Genomic DNA, 17706 nt, shown 5'->3' with positions numbered 1-17706 from the left:
GCAAAATCCTTACCTGTTATCCAGTTTTGAAGGAACAACGTTCCTTATGAGTTTGGTGATGATGGCGAAGAGGCCACACCCGTTCCCATTCCGAACACGGAAGTTAAGCTCTTCAGCGCCGATGGTAGTTGGGGGTTCTCCCCCTGTGAGAGTAGGACATCGCCAAGCAAACAGAAGACCAGCCGGACAGGCTGGTCTTTTTTTGTTTGGGGTTGCAGAAGATAGGATAAATTTGGGTTCTGAATGATTTGGCTTATGCTTCTCCTTATTCCAGGTGGCAGTTCACCGGCAGGAAATAGATGAACGTCCAAGCAGTCACAACAGACATTGCATATACTGGACTGCAGACTATATGTTAATACCTATCTGAAAGGAGACAAAAAGATTATGGAATCGCCAGAAAATTACGATAACGTTTTGCTGGGCCTTGAGCCGGGTTCTGAAGTGAATGTCCATACGGAAAAAAAGACTTTTTACAATGCAATTTTTAAAAAATACAATCCGGATAAAAAAGTGGGTTACTTTTTAATTGACCAATTTTATGAGTTTAAAAGCTTCCTTCTCCCGATACCATTGAGAAAAATTGTTTCGATGGATTTGCCTGTGGAGCTTCAGCAAGGCAATCAAGATACTGAAGGTCAAGAAGTTTTATTTAACCTTTCACAAAGTGTTTCCGACGATGATGAATAAATTGAGAGCTGTTTCATAGGCCGTCCCTATGGAATGGCTTTTTTTTATCTAAATAAATAATGATGCCCATAGTTCATTATAGATTTTATATGAAATAAGGGCGGATGCCCTGCCACTGTATAACTCCGCTAATATAATATAAAATCTCGAAGCGCATGGGGAGGAAATAGATATGGAGATCTGTGTGATTGGTGCGGGATATGTCGGTTTGGCATCAGCTGCGGTTCTTGCTGATTTTGGGCATATCGTTAACTGTGTCGATACAAACGAAGAAAAGATAAAGCAGCTGAAACAGGGAAAAGTGCCAATCTTCGAACCGGGGCTATCTGAATTAATAAGCAAAAACAAAAGTAATTTAACCTTCAGTTCGTCAATCTCAAAACATATAAAAGCGGCTTCCGTCATATTTATTGCCGTAGGAACCCCATCTCTTCCGAATGGCAGGACAGACTTATCATATGTTTTTTCCGTAGCAGATGAAATCGCAGGGGCAATTGATTCCTACAAAACGATCATTACAAAAAGTACGGTTCCACCGGGGACGAATGAAAAAATTTATCAAAAATTAATCGATCAAGGCGTAATTCCTGAGTTATTCCATGTAGTCTCCAATCCTGAGTTTTTAAGGGAGGGAACAGCAATCTCAGACATGGTTCAGCCAGACAAAATTGTTGTAGGAAAAATGGAAGGAGATCATCAATCATTGCCGATTCTGAAAAATATCTACCGAAAAATAAACGCTCCCTATATTGTAACAAACCTGACAGGCGCGGAAATGATCAAATATACATCAAATGCATTCTTGGCCACGAAAATTTCCTTTATCAATGAAATTGCAAGGATATGTGAAAAATATGGGGTGAATATTGAAGATGTAAAACGCGGCATCGGCACCGATCCAAGAATCAGTCCCCATTATCTTTCTTCCGGCATTGGGTACGGAGGCTCCTGTTTTCCAAAGGATGTACGTTCACTAGAATATAGCGCATTGGATAAAGATGTGACTCCGCTTATTTTACAGGCTGTCCAAGAGGTAAACAAAACCCAGGTTGACTTATATATTGAGAAGCTGTCTGGGCTTTTTTATGATTTACATGAAAGAAATATCACGGTGCTGGGCATTTCTTTCAAGCCTAATACAGATGATACAAGATATTCCCCTGCTGTTTCCTTGATAGCAAGACTTAGTACTCTCGGATGCACAGTCAATGCCTATGATCCGCAAGCGAGTCTGCCATTCGAGGTTAAAGATAATGTAATACAGCATGCTGATGTTGATGCGGCGGTTTTCAATGCAGACTGTGTGGTTATCGCAACAGATTGGGATCAATTTAAAGAGTTGGATTGGCGGAATTTGAAAACACTGATGAAGGGTGACTCCATCCTGGATGCCCGGAACTGCATCGATCCCCAGCATATTCGCCAGTATGGACTGAGGTACATTGGAGTTGCCCGGCCATGAAGATACTTGTCACCGGAGCAGCCGGCTTCATAGGTTCACATCTTTGCGAAAAGCTTTTAGCAGACCCGAATTATGAAGTGATCGGTGTAGATACATTTACCGGACCGACACCAGATCAAATGAAAAAAAGCAATCTTACCGGTTTGGAAGCCCACCCGAGGTTTACCTTCATACAGGCTGATTTATTGACGTTTGACTTGGAAAAGCTGCTCGATGGCATTCATATTGTTTATCATCTGGCAGGGATGCCTGGTGTCCGTTCCAGCTGGGGGAAGGACTTTGGTCCGTATGTAACAAATAATATTGTCGCCACTCAGCTCCTTCTGGAAGCAGCTAAAAACAAACCAATTGAAAAATTCATCTATGCTTCCACCTCCTCGGTCTATGGAGAGAAGGATGGTAAGGTGGCGGAATCTGCGCCATTATCACCGCTTTCTCCGTATGGAATCACCAAATTGACAGGTGAATATTTGTGCAATGTATATCAAAAAAGTTATAACATCCCTGTAGTAACGGTACGGTTTTTTACGGTATACGGACCAAGGCAGCGGCCGGATATGGCTTTTCATAGGTTCATTGCCCAGATTCTAAAAGGGCAGCCGTTAACGATTTATGGTGATGGAACCCAATCAAGAGATTTTACTTATATTAGCGATTGTGTTGAAGGAACGGCCGCAGTCATCCGCGCACAAAAAGTGATTGGAGAGACAATCAATATCGGCGGTAAAGAGCGTGCAACAGTAAATGATGTGATCATGCTGATCGAAACTCTGACTGGAAAAAAGGCTCCCCTTGTATATCTTCCAAAAATAAGCGGCGAACCGAAACACACATGGGCGGATATTTCCAAAGCCCGATCTCTATTCGGGTATGATCCCAAGGTATCCTTAAGAGATGGCTTAGCAATGGAAATAGAGTATATCCGATCCGTTTATTCTTTATAGAAAGGGGGAGAATGGACTGAAGATAGCGTTAATATGTACGGAAAAGCTCCCATCTCCTGCTGTTAAAGGGGGGGCGATCCAAATTATGATCGATGGAATCATACCTTTCCTCAGGACAAATCACACATTAACTGTATTCTCCATTACCGACCCCCTTTTACCGAAAAGGGAAATAATAGAAACCGTCGAGTTTGTTCGTTTCCCAAAAGAGACATATGAAGAGGGCGTATCGGAAGAATTGAAACGGCGGGAATTCGATTTGATACATGTGTTTAACAGGCCGGGTAATGTCTTGCATTATAAATATGCTGCACCTAATAGCGTATTTGTGCTAAGCCTTCACAATGATATGTTTTCCGAGCTTAAATTAGGCCGTAAAGCTAGTTTAAAGGCTATTGAGTCCGTTGATGCGATTACAGCCGTGAGTAAATATATAAAACAAACGGTGACAGTAAGGTTTCCGCAGGCAGAAGAAAAAGTTCATATTCTTTATTCAGGAGTGGACTTGGCGAATTTTCCGCCACTATTTTCTTCAGAACGGCAACAGAAGCGGCAAGAATTACGTAAGATCTACCAAGTTGAAAATAAGAAAGTCATACTTTTTGTGGGCAGGCTCAATAAAACTAAGGGGCCGCATTTACTGATTGAATCTCTTAATTTCTTGGTCGACAGACACCCGGAAGCTGTTTTAATGATAATTGGCGGCAAATGGTTCAGTGATAATACAATCACAGATTATGTAAAGAAGCTGCATGATTTGGCAGAAAATTATAAGGGCCATGTTATTTTTACGGGATATGTGCCAGCTGATCAAATCCCATCGATGCTTTTGATGGGGGATGTTTTTGTTTGCAGTTCGCAATGGCATGAACCGCTTGCAAGGGTTCATTATGAAGCTTTGGCTGCAGGAATTCCTGTAATTACAACAAACAGGGGAGGGAATGCAGAAGTAATAGAGCAAGGTATAAACGGCATCATTCTCGATAATTATGACCAGCCTGTGGCATTTGCCAGTGCAATTGATCAGGTTCTTTCACAACCGGTTCTGGCAGGTGAGATGGCCGAAAAGGGCAGGAAAAGGGTAGAAGCCAAACATCAATTTCAACATGTCGCTGAACATCTTGAAAAAATCTACCTGCACGTACTTGCACAAAAAAACCTAGATGATGACCAACAATAAAACACTTCCTGTAATCATATGGTACTCATTTGATTCAGAAAGTGTTTTTTGCTAAAGGTCGCAATCTTTTTGTTGCAGATGCTTAAATTTCCCATAAACATTGACTATTATTTCCCCTTCATCTGACAGCATGAAATTTACGGGGTTCATACGCTAGGGTTGATCACGCCTTCCAAAATTTTCGTTTTTAAATCGGCTACCTTCAAATGTGCAGAGACTGTACGACTGATTTTTTTCATTATGATCCAGGAGCGGCCATACTTCTTAACCGGGCACAGAGGTTCCTTCAAATGCCTGGGCCACACTTGATAGATATTAAACTCCGTTTCGTTGGCGGTTTAAAACCGGAACTACAGATCAGTAGCTCGAGCATACCTGGTCTGTTACATAGTGATTTGTGGACGCCTTTCTGTTTTCCCGCCTCATTAAAGGGCAACCCGTCATGCCTTAACACCTCTCGGGAGGCTGCGAATTTTTTATGAAATTTTCATCCTATGTTATACTAGACAAAATAAATTGCCTAAAGGCGGGAGCGGGAGGTATGCAAATGGGATTAACAGACCGTGAACAACAGGTTTGGAATCAAATTAGTGAATGGGAACAAAATCTGCTTCAATATGAACCAAATGATTTTGCTGCCCTTTATGGAAGGTGGCTGGAGCAAGGGTTTTCCATGCTGCCGGAAGGGGTTCAGAGGCGGTTTTTCGAGAAGCTTGACAGTTCGTTATTTCATTTACATGCAATGGTACAAAGCTCCCAAATACAAATGGATGCACGTGAGCGGATACTGGCGACGGGCCGCATGTTTCACCCGGATATTGCATCTGTTTCCGATTTGAAGGCGCTGAAAATTGATCAATTGAATTATATAGCGGGCCAGCATATTGCTAAGCACCGGCTTTACTCATTTGCACAGGGAGGGGCGAGCGGGTCTGGAGGGATGCTCATGCTCGGTAGCGACCTCCCCGCCATGGCGATTATTAATGTAAGGGCCGTTCAGCTTATTGCCATGAGTTACGGGTATGAAGTGGATTCCCCTTTTGAGATGATGATGGCCCTGAAAGTCTTTGATATTGGCATGATGCCGAAGCGGCTACAAGGCGCAGCCTGGGAAGAGCTTCTCCATGAAACGAAAAATGCCGAAGACGGTTATTTTTATGAAGGAAATGACGAACTGACGAATATTTCTTGGCTTGAGCAGCCCTTAAGCCAGATATTAAAAGTAATGGCCATTACTGCTTTCCGAAAGAAATTGATCCAGGGTATCCCGTTGGTTTCCATGGCAATCGGTGCCGGTACGAATTATCAAACGACAAGAAAAGTCAGCGAGTTTGCCCAAAAATATTATCAATACAGATATTTGGATGAAAAAAGAGAGGAACAAAAATGAGCGTAACTGAGCATAAGCAAGAAGCACCGAAATACATCTGTTGCAAGGTTATCACCGTAAGCGATACACGTACAAGGGATACAGATAAAAGCGGTAAGCAAATGATAGATCTTCTGGAAGCAAACGGCCATTTAGTGAGGGAATATCAAATCGTCAAAGATGAATGTGAAGAAATCAGGAACGCTATCTTAAGCGGGGCTGAAAATCCCCGGATCGATATCATCCTGACAAATGGCGGAACCGGGATTGCCAGGAGGGATGTAACGATCGAAACTGTAAAGGATGTAATCGAGAAAGAAATTCCAGGATTCGGAGAACTTTTTAGAATGCTTAGTTATAAGGAGGATATCGGATCCGCTGCCATTTTATCGCGAGCAATCGCCGGTGTTGTGCAGGATACAGCCGTATTCTCAATGCCCGGTTCTACCGGTGCTGTCCGGCTTGCAATGGACAAATTGATTCTTCCTGAAATGGGCCATGTTGTAAGAGAATTAAAAAAAGACCTATAGGGAAAGGCTTGGACATCGTGCGTCCAAGTCTTTTTAATTGGACTTTAAAGAAAGAATAACTTCCAACACTGGTGTTTAGGCGACGCAGTGGTCAAAGTGGAACAAAGTATATCACAGGCTTAAAACGCCACATCCTGTGGCAACGCCTGTATGACCCACAGCCTGTGGGCCTAACTCCACCTCTTTCTAGGCCTTTTCAAGGGTCGCGAATCGACGGGTTTTCTAATGCATTTTGTTACTTATATCCTCGTTTGTCCGGTACCAGAGCCAAAGGTCATTGATTGTCGAAGCGAGATCGGCAATTTCAGAATTAAGCCGGCAGGAAATAGAAAAGTCACTCTCATCGGAGAGCATTGCCTGTTTCATGTCGATGGATTTTTCTAGCTCCTTGATCCGGTCAGGGATGGCGCCCCTTATCTTTTCCCATTTGAGCAATATCTCCTGCTGCTCGGCATTGCTGTATTTATCCCACTCTTTGTTCAATGCCGGAACATCGATGCCTAGCCGCGCGTTGAATAAAAAAATTCCGCTCATAACCCTTCTCCTTGAAATTCATATAGTAATAAGGTAAGTGTATTATATTTATTTTCATGCCTACGGGTCAATAATCATAAACCTATCTTGTTATGAATCTTGAAAAAACTTAAAAAATGCCTTGCATTACCATGGAAAAGCTGATAAATTAAAAACAGATAAATTGAATAAAAATAATATTATATGAATTTTTATTCATCAAGGAGGACGAACTAACATGGGGAACCCAAAAATTGTTTTAGCTTATTCCGGAGGTTTAGATACTTCTGTTGCGATAAAATGGTTACAAGAACAAGGATATGATGTAGTAGCATGCTGCCTCGATGTCGGCGAAGGAAAAGATTTGGAATTCATTAAACAAAAAGCGTTACAGGTAGGTGCGGTAAAGTCGTATGTGATCGATGCAAAAGAGGAGTTTGCTAATGATTTTGCGTTGGTTTCTCTACAGGCCCACACCATGTATGAAGGAAAATATCCGCTTGTTTCTGCATTATCACGCCCGTTAATTGCAAAGAAACTCGTGGAAGTGGCTGAAATGGAAAACGCGGTTGCCGTTGCCCATGGATGTACGGGAAAAGGAAACGACCAGGTGCGTTTTGAAGTATCATTCAATGCGTTAAATCCAAACTTAAAAGTGGTTGCCCCCGTACGTGAATGGAGCTGGTCACGTGAAGAGGAAATTAACTATGCTCAGGATAAAGGAATCCCAATTCCAGTTAACTTAGACAGTCCTTTTTCCATTGACCAGAACCTTTGGGGCCGTGCAAACGAATGCGGGATCCTTGAAGATCCTTGGGCAGCTCCTCCGGAAGAAGCTTACGAGCTTACAGCCAGTTTAGAAAATACACCGGATAATCCGGATATAATCGAAATCGGCTTTGTGAACGGTGTTCCCGTTACTTTGAATAATGTTTCGTACAATCTTTCAGATTTAATTCTTGAACTAAACCAGCTTGCAGGCAAACACGGTGTCGGACGTATCGACCATGTCGAAAACAGGCTTGTGGGAATCAAATCACGTGAAGTTTACGAATGCCCGGGTGCCATTACATTAATTCAGGCGCATAAAGAGCTTGAAGACATTACTCTTGTAAAAGAGGTAGCCCATTTCAAACCTGTGATCGAGAAAAAATTAACAGAATTGATCTATGAAGGGCTTTGGTTCTCTCCATTAAAGGATGCCTTGATTGCGTTTTTAAAGCAAACTCAGCAAACCGTAACCGGTACGGTACGTGTTAAATTATTCAAGGGTCATGCTATTGTAGAAGGAAGAAAATCGGAGTATTCCTTATATGATGAAAAGCTGGCAACCTATACATCCGACGATGAGTTTGACCATAGTGCAGCAGTCGGTTTCATCTCGCTTTGGGGACTTCCGACGAAAGTATCGAGCATCGTAAACCAGAAGAAGGTGACAGTGTGAGCAAATTGTGGGGCGGCAGATTTACAAAATCCGCCGAAGAATGGGTAGATGAATTCGGTGCTTCGATTTCATTTGACCAGGAGCTCGTTAAGGAGGATATACAGGGAAGCCTTGCCCATGTAAAAATGCTTAAAGCTTGCGGCATTCTTCCTCCTGGAGATGCCGGAAAAATCATCGAAGGGCTGCACACTCTGCAGGAAAAAGCAGAAAATGGGGAACTTTCTTTCTCGGTTGAAATGGAGGATATCCATCTTAATCTGGAAAGCATGCTAATTTCAGAAATCGGGCCAGTTGGAGGAAAGCTTCATACCGGCCGCAGCCGGAATGACCAGGTTGCCACCGATATGCATTTATATTTGCGTAACCAGACTGAAGATGTGCTCCTATTGATAAAAAGCCTTCAAAAAGCAATCCTGAAACAGGCTGAAGAACATGTGGAAACACTGATTCCAGGATATACACACCTGCAGCGGGCCCAGCCGATTTCATTTGCACACCATTTAATGGCATATTTTTGGATGCTGGAACGGGATAAACAACGTTTTACGGAAAGCATGAAACGAATCAATATTTCTCCTCTCGGTGCAGGGGCACTCGCAGGAACAACATTCCCGATTGACAGGGAATATTCGTCTGAGCTGCTCGGTTTTGAAGGCATTTATGAAAACAGCCTTGATGCTGTCAGTGACCGGGATTTTATCCTTGAGTTTTTAAGTAACAGTTCGACGCTAATGATGCATTTGTCCCGTTTCAGTGAAGAAATCATCCTGTGGTCGAGCCAGGAATTCCAATTCATTGAATTGGATGATGCTTTCTCGACAGGAAGCAGCATCATGCCACAGAAGAAAAATCCAGATATGGCAGAATTAATCCGCGGGAAAACAGGCCGTGTTTACGGTAACCTGACCGGGATGCTGACCGTTTTGAAGGGCCTGCCGCTTGCGTACAATAAAGATATGCAAGAGGATAAGGAAGGAATGTTCGATACCGTTAAAACGGTGATCGGTTCCTTGAAGATCTTCGAAGGAATGATTTCCACCATGAAGGTCAAGACGGAAACAATGAGGAAGGCAACAAGTTCTGACTTTTCCAATGCAACGGAGCTGGCGGATTATCTTGCCGCAAAAGGGATGCCCTTCAGGGAAGCACACGAAGTTGTAGGAAAGCTGGTCCTTTCCTGTGTACAGCAAGGCTGTTATTTGGCAGACTTGACAATGGAGCAATTTAAAGAAGCTTCCGACCTTTTTGAGGACGATATTTATGCTGCCCTGAATCCTTACGAGGCAGTGAAACGCCGGAACAGCGCAGGGGGCACTGGGTTTGAACAGGTGAAAATCGCGATAGGAAAAGGGAACACGCTGTTGGCAGAGTAAAAACAAAACAACCTGCTCGTCGTTAGTCGAGCGGGTTGTTTTTTATCTTGAAGTATAAATCGAACATGTTACATATTATGCTTTTATACTGGCCGCTGACAAAGGCTCACCGTGCGGCAAGTTTTCTAATTCTTTCTCTGAACGGATAACAAGCACATCACAGCGTGCATAACGGGTGATATGCTCGGAAACGCTTCCAATCATAATACGCTCAATCGCATTTAGGCCAGTTGCCCCGCAGATAATCAAGTCTGCCCAATGCTTCTTTGCCATATCTTTTGCTATCTTTACTTTTGGATTTCCAACTTCTATATCTATTGTTATTTCTTTGATGCCAGCTTCTGCCGCTTCAGCCTTGTACTTTTCTATTAATTCATTCGCAAAGGTTTCCGTACGGTCCCTTATTGTTAAGTCATACGCTTCGATGGTAGGAAAGTTTCGTGTGTCAATGACATGACCTAATACGATTTCTGCATCATTTCTTTTGGAAATTTCTACCGCCTTTTTAAACGCTCTATCCGCTTCCTCAGAACCGTCCACAGCTACAAGAATTTTTTTGTATGTTGTAGTCATTTTCATCCTCCTCCTTTGTAAATATTATAAAATCGTTCCGCACTGACTGACCGGCATAGTTGTAGCAATTTAGCGAACAATAAACATAGAACAACCAGAGGAGGAAAACATGGTGAAACAACCCGAAGATCCGAGAAAATTCATATATGAATATGATGGGGAAGAATTAAAAGAAACGGTGAAGCAAATTACAGATTCGTATACCAGCGGCGAGGACCGGGGACAAACGTTCGGTAAAGATACCAATGAAGGACAAAGTTAAGAAAGATGATTTGGGCTTTGCACCAAAGTGGAAAAGCAAACGCCAAGGTACATGTGATGGGGTATTGGAAACCGAAAAAAGTAACAAATGTGGTAAATGAAAGGCAGCCTACTGGGCTGCCTTTCCTATGATATTAGATGATTTGAAGCGCTTTAGGGTACTTTGTCAAAATTTCATAGCCTTCATCCGTGATTAAGATGTCATCCTCAATTCGAACGCCTGCAACATCGGGTACATATATTCCCGGTTCAATTGTGAAGACCATCCCTGGCTGCAGGATCAGCGGATTGGTTTCAGTAAGGGAAGGGAATTCGTGGACGCTGATTCCCAAACCGTGGCCCAGGCGGTGAGGGAAATATTCGCCATAGCCTTTTTCAGAAATGATTCTTCTGGCAGTCAAATCGATTTCTGAACAGGATGTGCCTGCCATACTGGCTGCAACAGCCGCTTCTTGTGCTTGTAAAACCGTGTCGTAGATTTCACGCTGTTTTTCATTGATGTCCCCAAATGCAACCGTTCTGGTAATATCGGAGCAATAACCCTCGTAGACAACGCCAAGGTCAAATAAGACCAGGTCCCCGTGTCTGACTTTTGTCATTCCCGGTGTTCCATGTGGAGAGGCGGCGTTTATTCCTGTAAGAACCATTGTGGAAAATGACATTTCAGTGATGCCTGCTTTTTTTAATTCATATTCAATTGCTGCGAGTATGGCCATTTCTGTTTTACCCTCGCTGATTTCATTCACGCCGACTTCGATGGCGAAATCGGCAAGGCGGCAAGCTTCCCGGATCATTGCCAGTTCATCTTCCGTTTTTACCATACGCAGCTGACGCATTTTTTCTTCAGCCGGGAAAATGTCAGGAACAGAGAAGATTGCATTCACTTTTTCAAATCGTTCTACATTCATATGTTCTTTTTCAATGGCAAGCCTTTTTATGGAAATGGAGCGGTCAGCCACTGATTTTTTGACTTTATCCCATGGGTCTTCGATATCACTGTATCCGATTATTTCACCATCCCAGCCGGAATTCCTTGCATCCTCCGTTTCCATCTGGGGACATGCCAGGAATGGTTCGGCATCAGGGAAGATTGCAAGTGCAAGCAATCTCTCATGAGGATCGCTTAAAAATCCGCTCAGATAAAATACATTTTCCGGAGCAGTGATCAACGCAGCGTCGATTGTATTTTGGGTTAACCATTCCTGCAGGGCTGCAATTCTTTCATTCATATCTGAATTCCTCCAATTCTCAGCTTATCTTTTGACCTTATCAATAAGAAATTGAGTTGTAAACTGTTAGACATTTCGCAAAAAGGGTAAAAAAAGAGTAGCTTTTTTTTGGAAAGTTTACCCTGTATTATTTATAATGAAAAATAAATGGTAAGCAATGAAAGGAGAATGGTCTTGAAAGTTTCGTATCATGGGCATAGTGTAGTCAAGATTGAAACAAACGGTAAAACGATAGTGATCGATCCGTTCATTACCGGAAATGGAATGACGGATTTGAAGGTGGAGGATGTCAGGCCGGATGTCATCATCCTGACCCATGGCCACGGCGACCACCTGGGTGACACGGTCGAACTGGCAAAAAAGAATGATTCTTTGGTAATCGGGACTGCAGAGATAGCAGCATACTTAGGATTCCAGGGTGTAAATAAAACACATGCGATGCATATTGGCGGTTCCTATGAGTTTGATTTTGGCAAGGTGAAGCTAACGCCTGCGTTCCATGGAAGCGGGTTCGTTACAGACGATAACCAAATCATTTATTTAGGGATGCCTGCCGGCGTTTTATTCATGGCTGAAGGAAAAACCATTTATCATGCAGGGGACACGGCGGTTTATTCCGATATGAAGCTGATCGGGGAAAGGCACCCTATCGATCTTGGTTTTTTGCCAATTGGAGATAATTTTACAATGGGCCCGGAGGACGCAGCGTTGGCTGCCAAATTCCTGAATGCGAAACAAGTGGTTCCGATGCACTATAATACATTCCCGCCAATTAAGCAGGATCCGCAAAAATTTGTTGAAATGCTGGATGAGGGTGTTGGAAAAGTGCTGCAGGCGGGAGAATTTATAGAACTATAAAACAATGAAGCGCAAGATTGTGCCAGGTTTGTAACAAGCCTGGTTTTTTTGTGTTGTCGAAGTATCGCTATGTGTCTTTTTTATTCCAGACAAGCATAAAATATATCGCAGGAAAATGTATCAAAATTGCTTGGGATAAGGAGGATTCAAAATGAGACAAAGGTTATTGCTGTGTCTGCTGCTAATCGGCGTTATGCTGTATTATGCGGTTCCAAGGCTTTCACCAGCAGCGGATGGAGCGGAAGGCCTGTTTGCCGCAAGCTGGTTGGTTTTGGCAATGTTTGCTGCAGCGGGCAATCTGACTGGAATGCTTTATGCCCCCAAAAAGCGAAAGAAAGCGGGAATCAGGAAAGGGGAGCAGGTGCGCAAAAGCATACATTATTATCAGTAGGTACATTGAATAGCGCTCTCTTTCACCTTATAATGAAGAAAGTAGAGAATCCGTGAAAAGGGTGAAGAGCTTGGCGACTAAGCATGAACAAATTTTGAAATATATAGATGGCCTGCCAGTTGGCGAGAAAATATCCGTGCGCCAGATTGCGAAAGCACTGACCGTAAGTGAAGGTACAGCCTACCGGGCAATCAAGGATGCAGAAAATAAAGGCTATGTGTCAACCATTGAAAGAGTCGGCACAATCAGAATTGAACGGAAAAAGAAAGAAAATATCGAGAAGCTTACTTTTGCTGAAGTTGTCAATATTGTCGATGGCCAAGTCCTCGGCGGGCGGGCGGGCCTTCACAAAACGCTGAATAAATTTGTTATCGGCGCAATGAAGCTGGAAGCGATGATGCGTTATACCGGGCCGGGAAATTTATTGATCGTCGGAAATCGGGTCCAGGCTCATGAACAGGCATTGACAGCGGGAGCCGCCGTTCTGATAACAGGCGGCTTTGATACGGAAGAACAGGTAAAAAAGCTTGCGGACGAGCTGCAAATGCCGGTCATTTCCAGCAGCTATGATACATTCACTGTTGCCACAATGATCAACCGTGCCATTTATGACCAATTGATCAAGAAGGAAATTTTATTGGTCGAGGACATCCTGACGCCAATCCATGAAACGACCTTCTTGCAAACCACAGATCCGATATATGTCTACCTCGATTACAATAAGGAAACTAAGCACAGCCGGTTTCCAGTTGTAGATGAAAACATGAGGGTACAGGGGATGATCACATCAAAGGATGTTATGGGCCAGGATGAAAATGTCCTCATTGAAAAAGTGATGACAAAATCGCCGATGACCGTAGGCGGAAAGACAAGTGTAGCCTCTTCGGCCCATATGATGGTTTGGGAAGGCATTGAAATGCTTCCTGTCGTAAATGAAAGCCATGTTCTGCAGGGGATCATCAGCAGGCAGGACGTTTTGAAAGCGATGCAAATGAGCCAGAGGCAGCCACAGGTCGGCGAGACCATTGATGATATCATTACAGGGCATCTCTCCATGACCGGCAGCCGGTCTAAGGGAGAGGAAATTTACCGGTACGAAGTGACGCCTCAAATGACAAATTATCTCGGGACGATTTCTTATGGGGTATTTACGACGATTGTGACGGAAGCAGCCAACAGGGTGCTGAGAAGCTATAAGCGCGGCGACCTTGTCGTTGAAAATACCACAATTTATTTTATCAAGCCGGTGCAGATAGACAGTATGCTTGAAATCATACCAAAAGTGCTGGAAGTCGGGAGGAAGTTTGGGAAAGTGGATGTAGAAGTTTTCAATGAAGGGAAGATGGTTGGCAAGGCGATGATGACCTGCCAGCTGCTTGACCGGTCTTAGCTGAACAACATGTGTTGTAATAAAAAAGGATAATCAGCAGGAAACTTTTTTCCTGGTTGATTATCCTTTTTTAGGCTTTAATTTAATAAGGTGAAGAAAAAATGTAAATTCCGACTGAAAGATGTGGTTATATGAGAAATAGTTGGATACCCATAAAGGAGAAAGAGCTGCTTGTTCCAATTAGTCGGTTGAAATTGTTCGCCAAATTGTATGGGGAGAAAAAAGACAAACCAACGGTCATAAAGGATGCTGGGTATGGAGACTAATCAAAGGCGTGAAAAAATATTATCCCTGAAATTTCTTTGTTAACAGAAGTGTTAGTTTATGACAGAGCCGGTTTAGGAAAGAGCGAGAGAAGCCCTAATCCCAGAACAAGCATTGAAATGGTTAAAGAGCTGCGCGAACTATTGAAAGAAATAAACATACAGCCCCCATATATATTGGTTGGACATTCCTTTGGTGGAGTCAACACACGTATATATACTACTGAGTATCCTAACGAGGTTTGTGGATTGGTTTTGGTTGATTCTACTCCGGAAGACTATAGAGAAAGATTCCTTCCAACAATGTCGAAAGAATTTCAAGAAGCATATAATCATCAATTCATTTTTGAAGGCACATATAATGAATTTATGGAAAGTTTACAACAATTAAAAAAAACCACAAGGAAAACCGATGTCCCTTTGATTGTGTTATCTGCCGGACAAAAGACCCATTATTCTAAAGACTCACAAGAATTATGGAATGATATGCAAAAGGAGATTCTTGGTATATCTTCAAAAAGTGAGCTATGATTGCCGAAAACAGTGCTCATTATATACAGAATGATCAACCTGTTCTGGTGATAGATGCGATAAAACGATTGATTAACTACTTCTGACAATAAATTCAATTTTTTGTTCTTAATTAACTATATATAATGGAATGAGAAAACAGAAAAAAGGACCAGCCAATGCAGCACATTCAATTGTTAGTTGAATCTTACAATTGGGTTGCTGATCAAAAAGGTCCTTTTTTCTTTTTTGGTGAATTATCGTCAACGATGCTTAACAGAGTTTTTATTAAGAACTTTTCGCAGTATGTTCCGCTTCTTCTATGGCGAGGGGAAGATAAAACTTATAAGCTTTAAAGCCGCCGAAAATGCTTAGACCTCCGACCAGGGTGAAAATTGCGGTAACTACATATGTCATTGTCGTTTGGTAAAGAAAAAGCTGGTTCACCCCAAAAAGGGCTACAAATAAACCGAGGGCAACCTGTGATTTAGCGGATAGCCATTTTTTCTCCATCGGAAGGTGAGTCCGATAAAACCTGACTTTATAAAAAATATAAAAGGTAAAGGAAATGACGATTAATGCAGCAAATATGAGCATGATGTCCAGCCTCCAGTTTGCAATCATTCCATACCATTTTAACGGGAATCCGGGAAGAATGCTACCATTAAGAAGACAATCCTTCCCATTCTTTTCTTTTTTTGCTTAAATAGATTTATAAGATTGGCATGTGAAGGAGATAAATTGATGAAAGCAGAAATTTTACAAGAAATAAAGCGATACGAAACAATCATTATCCACCGCCACGTCCGCCCCGATCCCGATGCATACGGATCCCAGTGCGGCCTCGGCGAAATCCTGAGAACATCTTTTCCCGAAAAAAATATTTACCTCGTCGGAAAAGAGGAAGAATCCCTGAACTATTTGAAAAGGCTTGACACGGTTTCAGATGAAACCTATAAAGGTGCCCTTGTAATTGTATGTGATACCGCCAACCAAGCCCGCATATGCGATCAGCGCTACAACCTTGGCGATAAGCTCATCAAGATTGACCACCACCCAAATGAAGATCGATACGGTGACATGATTTGGGTCGAAGAGGATGCAAGTTCTGTGAGCGAAATGATATATGAATTTTACCTCTTTGGAAAAGATAAGGGCTTGAAATTAAGCGATGAAGCGGCCAGGCTATTATTTGCCGGGATTGTCGGGGATACTGGGCGGTTTTTGTATGCCAGCACGACGGAAAAAACGTTCAGCTATGCCGGTGAATTGATCCACTATGATTTCTCCCGGCCGGAACTGTTCAATGATATGTATGACGTCAGTGAAAATCTCGTCCGCTTGAACGGATATGTGCTGCAAAAGTTTGAAATCCTGAAAAATGGCACGGCCAAAATGGTTATCACAAAGGCACTGTTACAGGAATTTAACACTACGGTTTCAGAAGCGTCACTGCTGGTCAGTACGCTGGGATCCGTAAAAGGGGTCAAGGCGTGGGTGTTTTTTATTGAAGAGGACAACGAAATACGGGTACGCCTCCGTTCGAAGGGCCCGGTCATTAATGGAATCGCGAAAAAGTATAATGGAGGGGGCCATCCAATGGCTGCCGGTGCATCCATTTATTCGTGGGACAAAGCAGATGAAATAATGAAAGACTTACAGGAACTGTGCGGCAAATAAGGGCATAATGAGGCTGACCTATAAGGGGTTTGACACCATAGAACCTTCTGGATTTGGACTTTGCATTAATATCTAGATACCCGAGTTGTGGAGTCTGGCCCCTTAAGTCAGATTAAACAATGCTTGTAATTTTATTTCTTTACAGGCGTACAAGGCGGACTTCTATTTTCATGTTTGTATAGAAAAATATTTCGGCCACATCCAATCTGTAACGCCTTTTATTAATGTCGAGGATTTTATTTTCAATGGATTTTTTTAACAGAGACCTTCCGTTATAGATGGTTTCTACGTCTTTGGCAATCAGAGAAGCTAAGTCAGCCCGGATGGCATCCTCTGCTTCCGCTATGCTTAAATGGTCCAAATGATAGGTGTCCCCATTTAAAATAGTGATTTGAAGGTCTTGGATCTTCAGTTTCTTTTCCGTTTCTTCATTCAGCTTTTCATAGTCCTCTTCCCAAATATCATTTTTATCACTTAGATTTTTAATGATCTTCTGCTGGTAGTTGATCTTTTGAATCTGTTTTTCCTGCAGCACACCATACATGAATAAGAAAACCATCCAGCTTATAACCGCTCCGATAATCACACCGGAAAAAAAACGCAGCCAGGCACGGACATGATGATATTGCGGAACCCTCATGGCGAAATATAATCCTGTGTCAGCCAGTTTATCAGCTGTGCTCCTGTTTGGGCACCGCCCATCGCGGAGAGGATCAGCAGAAATTGCTTTATGATATCCTTTGTTTCCCCATTAAAAAGCCCGCGTTCGAAAGAATAGACGGTATCGAATGTACCGCCGATTGCCGCAATGATCGCCCAGATCCTCAATGAATCCGATAGCCTGAAAATCGCTGTAAGCGGCGCCTGCCCGGTAAAAAACGCCGCAAGCCCTCCCATTAAAGAACCGCCGAGCAACAAACCCAGCGATGTGAAATAGCTGTTAATAAAAGCAGGAAAAAAAGCTTCGTTCATCCTGACCATCCTCTTGTTTTAAAAATATTAGACTTATGTTTATATATATGGACAAACTTTGGCATATATGAATT

At 42.7% G+C, this 17706-nt stretch carries 19 protein-coding genes, 1 rRNA gene and 1 pseudogene; 15 read left to right on the top strand and 6 right to left on the bottom strand.

The window, feature by feature from the left end; genetic code table 11:
- The first annotated feature begins 51 nt into the window (after positions 1–51).
- The 7 genes from rrf to D0466_RS09070 all read left to right on the top strand — a co-directional run bounded on the left by rrf (position 52) and on the right by D0466_RS09070 (position 6175).
- Positions 52–168 (top strand): 5S ribosomal RNA (gene rrf, locus D0466_RS09100).
- Between the two features lie 219 nt (positions 169–387).
- Entirely contained in the window at positions 388–690 is a 303-nt protein-coding gene (locus D0466_RS09095) for a hypothetical protein (RefSeq protein ID WP_117322172.1), read from the top strand.
- A 172-nt stretch (positions 691–862) separates the two neighbouring features.
- Positions 863–2152, top strand: a complete 1290-nt coding sequence (locus tag D0466_RS09090) for a UDP-glucose dehydrogenase family protein (protein WP_117322171.1) — start codon at positions 863–865, stop codon at positions 2150–2152.
- Positions 2149–3096, top strand: coding sequence for an NAD-dependent epimerase/dehydratase family protein (locus D0466_RS09085; RefSeq protein ID WP_117322170.1), 948 nt, complete (start codon positions 2149–2151; stop codon positions 3094–3096). Before D0466_RS09090 ends, D0466_RS09085 begins: the two co-directional genes overlap by 4 nt.
- A gap of 85 nt (positions 3097–3181) precedes the next feature.
- Positions 3182–4276 carry a glycosyltransferase family 4 protein gene (locus tag D0466_RS09080; RefSeq protein ID WP_233522568.1) on the top strand — a complete coding sequence of 365 codons (1095 nt, stop codon included), beginning with the start codon at positions 3182–3184 and terminating at the stop codon, positions 4274–4276.
- Between the two features lie 547 nt (positions 4277–4823).
- Complete coding sequence (locus D0466_RS09075) at positions 4824–5666, top strand: EcsC family protein (protein ID WP_117322168.1); 843 nt, start codon at positions 4824–4826, stop codon at positions 5664–5666.
- Complete coding sequence (locus D0466_RS09070) at positions 5663–6175, top strand: MogA/MoaB family molybdenum cofactor biosynthesis protein (RefSeq protein WP_117322167.1); 513 nt, start codon at positions 5663–5665, stop codon at positions 6173–6175. Before D0466_RS09075 ends, D0466_RS09070 begins: the two co-directional genes overlap by 4 nt.
- 222 nt (positions 6176–6397) lie before the next feature.
- Here D0466_RS09070 and D0466_RS09065 read toward each other — a convergent pair whose 3' ends face one another.
- Entirely contained in the window at positions 6398–6709 is a 312-nt protein-coding gene (locus tag D0466_RS09065) for a hypothetical protein (RefSeq protein WP_117322166.1), read from the bottom strand.
- 217 nt (positions 6710–6926) lie between these two features.
- On the opposite strand from D0466_RS09065, the gene D0466_RS09060 reads away from it, so the two are divergent.
- Positions 6927–8132, top strand: a complete 1206-nt coding sequence (locus D0466_RS09060) for an argininosuccinate synthase (protein ID WP_117322165.1) — start codon at positions 6927–6929, stop codon at positions 8130–8132.
- Entirely contained in the window at positions 8129–9505 is a 1377-nt protein-coding gene (gene argH / locus D0466_RS09055; RefSeq protein WP_117322164.1) for an argininosuccinate lyase, read from the top strand. The genes D0466_RS09060 and argH overlap by 4 nt, the downstream gene beginning before the upstream one ends.
- A 75-nt stretch (positions 9506–9580) precedes the next feature.
- On the opposite strand, the gene D0466_RS09050 is transcribed toward argH, so the two are convergent.
- Positions 9581–10078, bottom strand: a complete 498-nt coding sequence (locus D0466_RS09050) for a universal stress protein (RefSeq protein WP_117322163.1) — start codon at positions 10076–10078, stop codon at positions 9581–9583.
- 109 nt (positions 10079–10187) lie between these two features.
- On the opposite strand from D0466_RS09050, the gene D0466_RS22160 reads away from it, so the two are divergent.
- Positions 10188–10340 (top strand): hypothetical protein, encoded by a 153-nt coding sequence (locus tag D0466_RS22160; RefSeq protein WP_158555872.1) that lies wholly within the window; start codon positions 10188–10190, stop codon positions 10338–10340.
- 133 nt (positions 10341–10473) lie between these two features.
- On the opposite strand, the gene D0466_RS09045 is transcribed toward D0466_RS22160, so the two are convergent.
- Positions 10474–11568 (bottom strand): M24 family metallopeptidase, encoded by a 1095-nt coding sequence (locus D0466_RS09045; RefSeq protein ID WP_117322162.1) that lies wholly within the window; start codon positions 11566–11568, stop codon positions 10474–10476.
- A 174-nt stretch (positions 11569–11742) separates the two neighbouring features.
- Here D0466_RS09045 and D0466_RS09040 point away from each other — a divergent pair, with 174 nt between their 5' ends.
- The 4 genes and pseudogenes from D0466_RS09040 to D0466_RS09025 all read left to right on the top strand — a co-directional run bounded on the left by D0466_RS09040 (position 11743) and on the right by D0466_RS09025 (position 15087).
- Positions 11743–12426 (top strand): metal-dependent hydrolase, encoded by a 684-nt coding sequence (locus D0466_RS09040; protein WP_117322161.1) that lies wholly within the window; start codon positions 11743–11745, stop codon positions 12424–12426.
- Positions 12427–12577: 151 nt separating this feature from the next.
- Entirely contained in the window at positions 12578–12817 is a 240-nt protein-coding gene (locus D0466_RS09035) for a hypothetical protein (RefSeq protein ID WP_117322160.1), read from the top strand.
- A 70-nt stretch (positions 12818–12887) separates the two neighbouring features.
- Positions 12888–14207: a CBS domain-containing protein gene (locus tag D0466_RS09030; protein ID WP_117322159.1), complete on the top strand. Its 1320-nt coding sequence runs from the start codon at positions 12888–12890 to the stop codon at positions 14205–14207.
- A 131-nt stretch (positions 14208–14338) separates the two neighbouring features.
- A pseudogene (locus D0466_RS09025) lies at positions 14339–15087 on the top strand (alpha/beta fold hydrolase).
- A 181-nt stretch (positions 15088–15268) separates the two neighbouring features.
- Here D0466_RS09025 and D0466_RS09020 read toward each other — a convergent pair.
- The gene (locus tag D0466_RS09020; protein ID WP_117322158.1) at positions 15269–15577 is read right to left on the bottom strand and encodes a YtpI family protein; all 309 of its coding nucleotides are present in this window, start codon (positions 15575–15577) and stop codon (positions 15269–15271) included.
- 147 nt (positions 15578–15724) lie between these two features.
- On the opposite strand from D0466_RS09020, the gene D0466_RS09015 reads away from it, so the two are divergent.
- Positions 15725–16660: a DHH family phosphoesterase gene (locus D0466_RS09015; protein WP_117322157.1), complete on the top strand. Its 936-nt coding sequence runs from the start codon at positions 15725–15727 to the stop codon at positions 16658–16660.
- A 139-nt stretch (positions 16661–16799) separates the two neighbouring features.
- Here D0466_RS09015 and ytrI read toward each other — a convergent pair whose 3' ends face one another.
- Both ytrI and D0466_RS09005 read right to left on the bottom strand, forming a co-directional pair.
- Positions 16800–17300: a sporulation membrane protein YtrI gene (gene ytrI, locus D0466_RS09010; RefSeq protein ID WP_117322156.1), complete on the bottom strand. Its 501-nt coding sequence runs from the start codon at positions 17298–17300 to the stop codon at positions 16800–16802.
- Positions 17297–17632, bottom strand: a complete 336-nt coding sequence (locus D0466_RS09005) for a YtrH family sporulation protein (protein WP_117322155.1) — start codon at positions 17630–17632, stop codon at positions 17297–17299. The genes ytrI and D0466_RS09005 overlap by 4 nt, the downstream gene beginning before the upstream one ends.
- Positions 17633–17706: the final 74 nt, after the last annotated feature.

Source organism: Peribacillus glennii (assembly GCF_003429105.1).
In the GTDB taxonomy this organism is placed as follows: Bacteria; Bacillota; Bacilli; order Bacillales; family DSM-1321; genus Peribacillus; species Peribacillus glennii.
Note: the sequence above shows the minus strand (reverse complement) of the source record. Positions and strands in the feature narration are given on the sequence as shown.

Excerpts from the sequence above, each read along its gene's own strand:
- D0466_RS09095 (WP_117322172.1), top strand. The coding sequence starts at position 388 with ATGGAATCGCCAGAAAATTACGATAACGTTTTGCTGGGCCTTGAGCCG.
- D0466_RS09090 (WP_117322171.1), top strand. The coding sequence starts at position 863 with ATGGAGATCTGTGTGATTGGTGCGGGATATGTCGGTTTGGCATCAGCT.
- D0466_RS09085 (WP_117322170.1), top strand. The coding sequence starts at position 2,149 with ATGAAGATACTTGTCACCGGAGCAGCCGGCTTCATAGGTTCACATCTT.
- D0466_RS09080 (WP_233522568.1), top strand. The coding sequence starts at position 3,182 with ATGATCGATGGAATCATACCTTTCCTCAGGACAAATCACACATTAACT.
- D0466_RS09075 (WP_117322168.1), top strand. The coding sequence starts at position 4,824 with ATGGGATTAACAGACCGTGAACAACAGGTTTGGAATCAAATTAGTGAA.
- D0466_RS09070 (WP_117322167.1), top strand. The coding sequence starts at position 5,663 with ATGAGCGTAACTGAGCATAAGCAAGAAGCACCGAAATACATCTGTTGC.
- D0466_RS09065 (WP_117322166.1), bottom strand. The coding sequence starts at position 6,709 with ATGAGCGGAATTTTTTTATTCAACGCGCGGCTAGGCATCGATGTTCCG.
- D0466_RS09060 (WP_117322165.1), top strand. The coding sequence starts at position 6,927 with ATGGGGAACCCAAAAATTGTTTTAGCTTATTCCGGAGGTTTAGATACT.
- D0466_RS09050 (WP_117322163.1), bottom strand. The coding sequence starts at position 10,078 with ATGACTACAACATACAAAAAAATTCTTGTAGCTGTGGACGGTTCTGAG.
- D0466_RS22160 (WP_158555872.1), top strand. The coding sequence starts at position 10,188 with ATGGTGAAACAACCCGAAGATCCGAGAAAATTCATATATGAATATGAT.
- D0466_RS09045 (WP_117322162.1), bottom strand. The coding sequence starts at position 11,568 with ATGAATGAAAGAATTGCAGCCCTGCAGGAATGGTTAACCCAAAATACA.
- D0466_RS09035 (WP_117322160.1), top strand. The coding sequence starts at position 12,578 with ATGAGACAAAGGTTATTGCTGTGTCTGCTGCTAATCGGCGTTATGCTG.
- D0466_RS09020 (WP_117322158.1), bottom strand. The coding sequence starts at position 15,577 with ATGCTCATATTTGCTGCATTAATCGTCATTTCCTTTACCTTTTATATT.
- D0466_RS09015 (WP_117322157.1), top strand. The coding sequence starts at position 15,725 with ATGAAAGCAGAAATTTTACAAGAAATAAAGCGATACGAAACAATCATT.
- ytrI (WP_117322156.1), bottom strand. The coding sequence starts at position 17,300 with ATGAGGGTTCCGCAATATCATCATGTCCGTGCCTGGCTGCGTTTTTTT.
- D0466_RS09005 (WP_117322155.1), bottom strand. The coding sequence starts at position 17,632 with ATGAACGAAGCTTTTTTTCCTGCTTTTATTAACAGCTATTTCACATCG.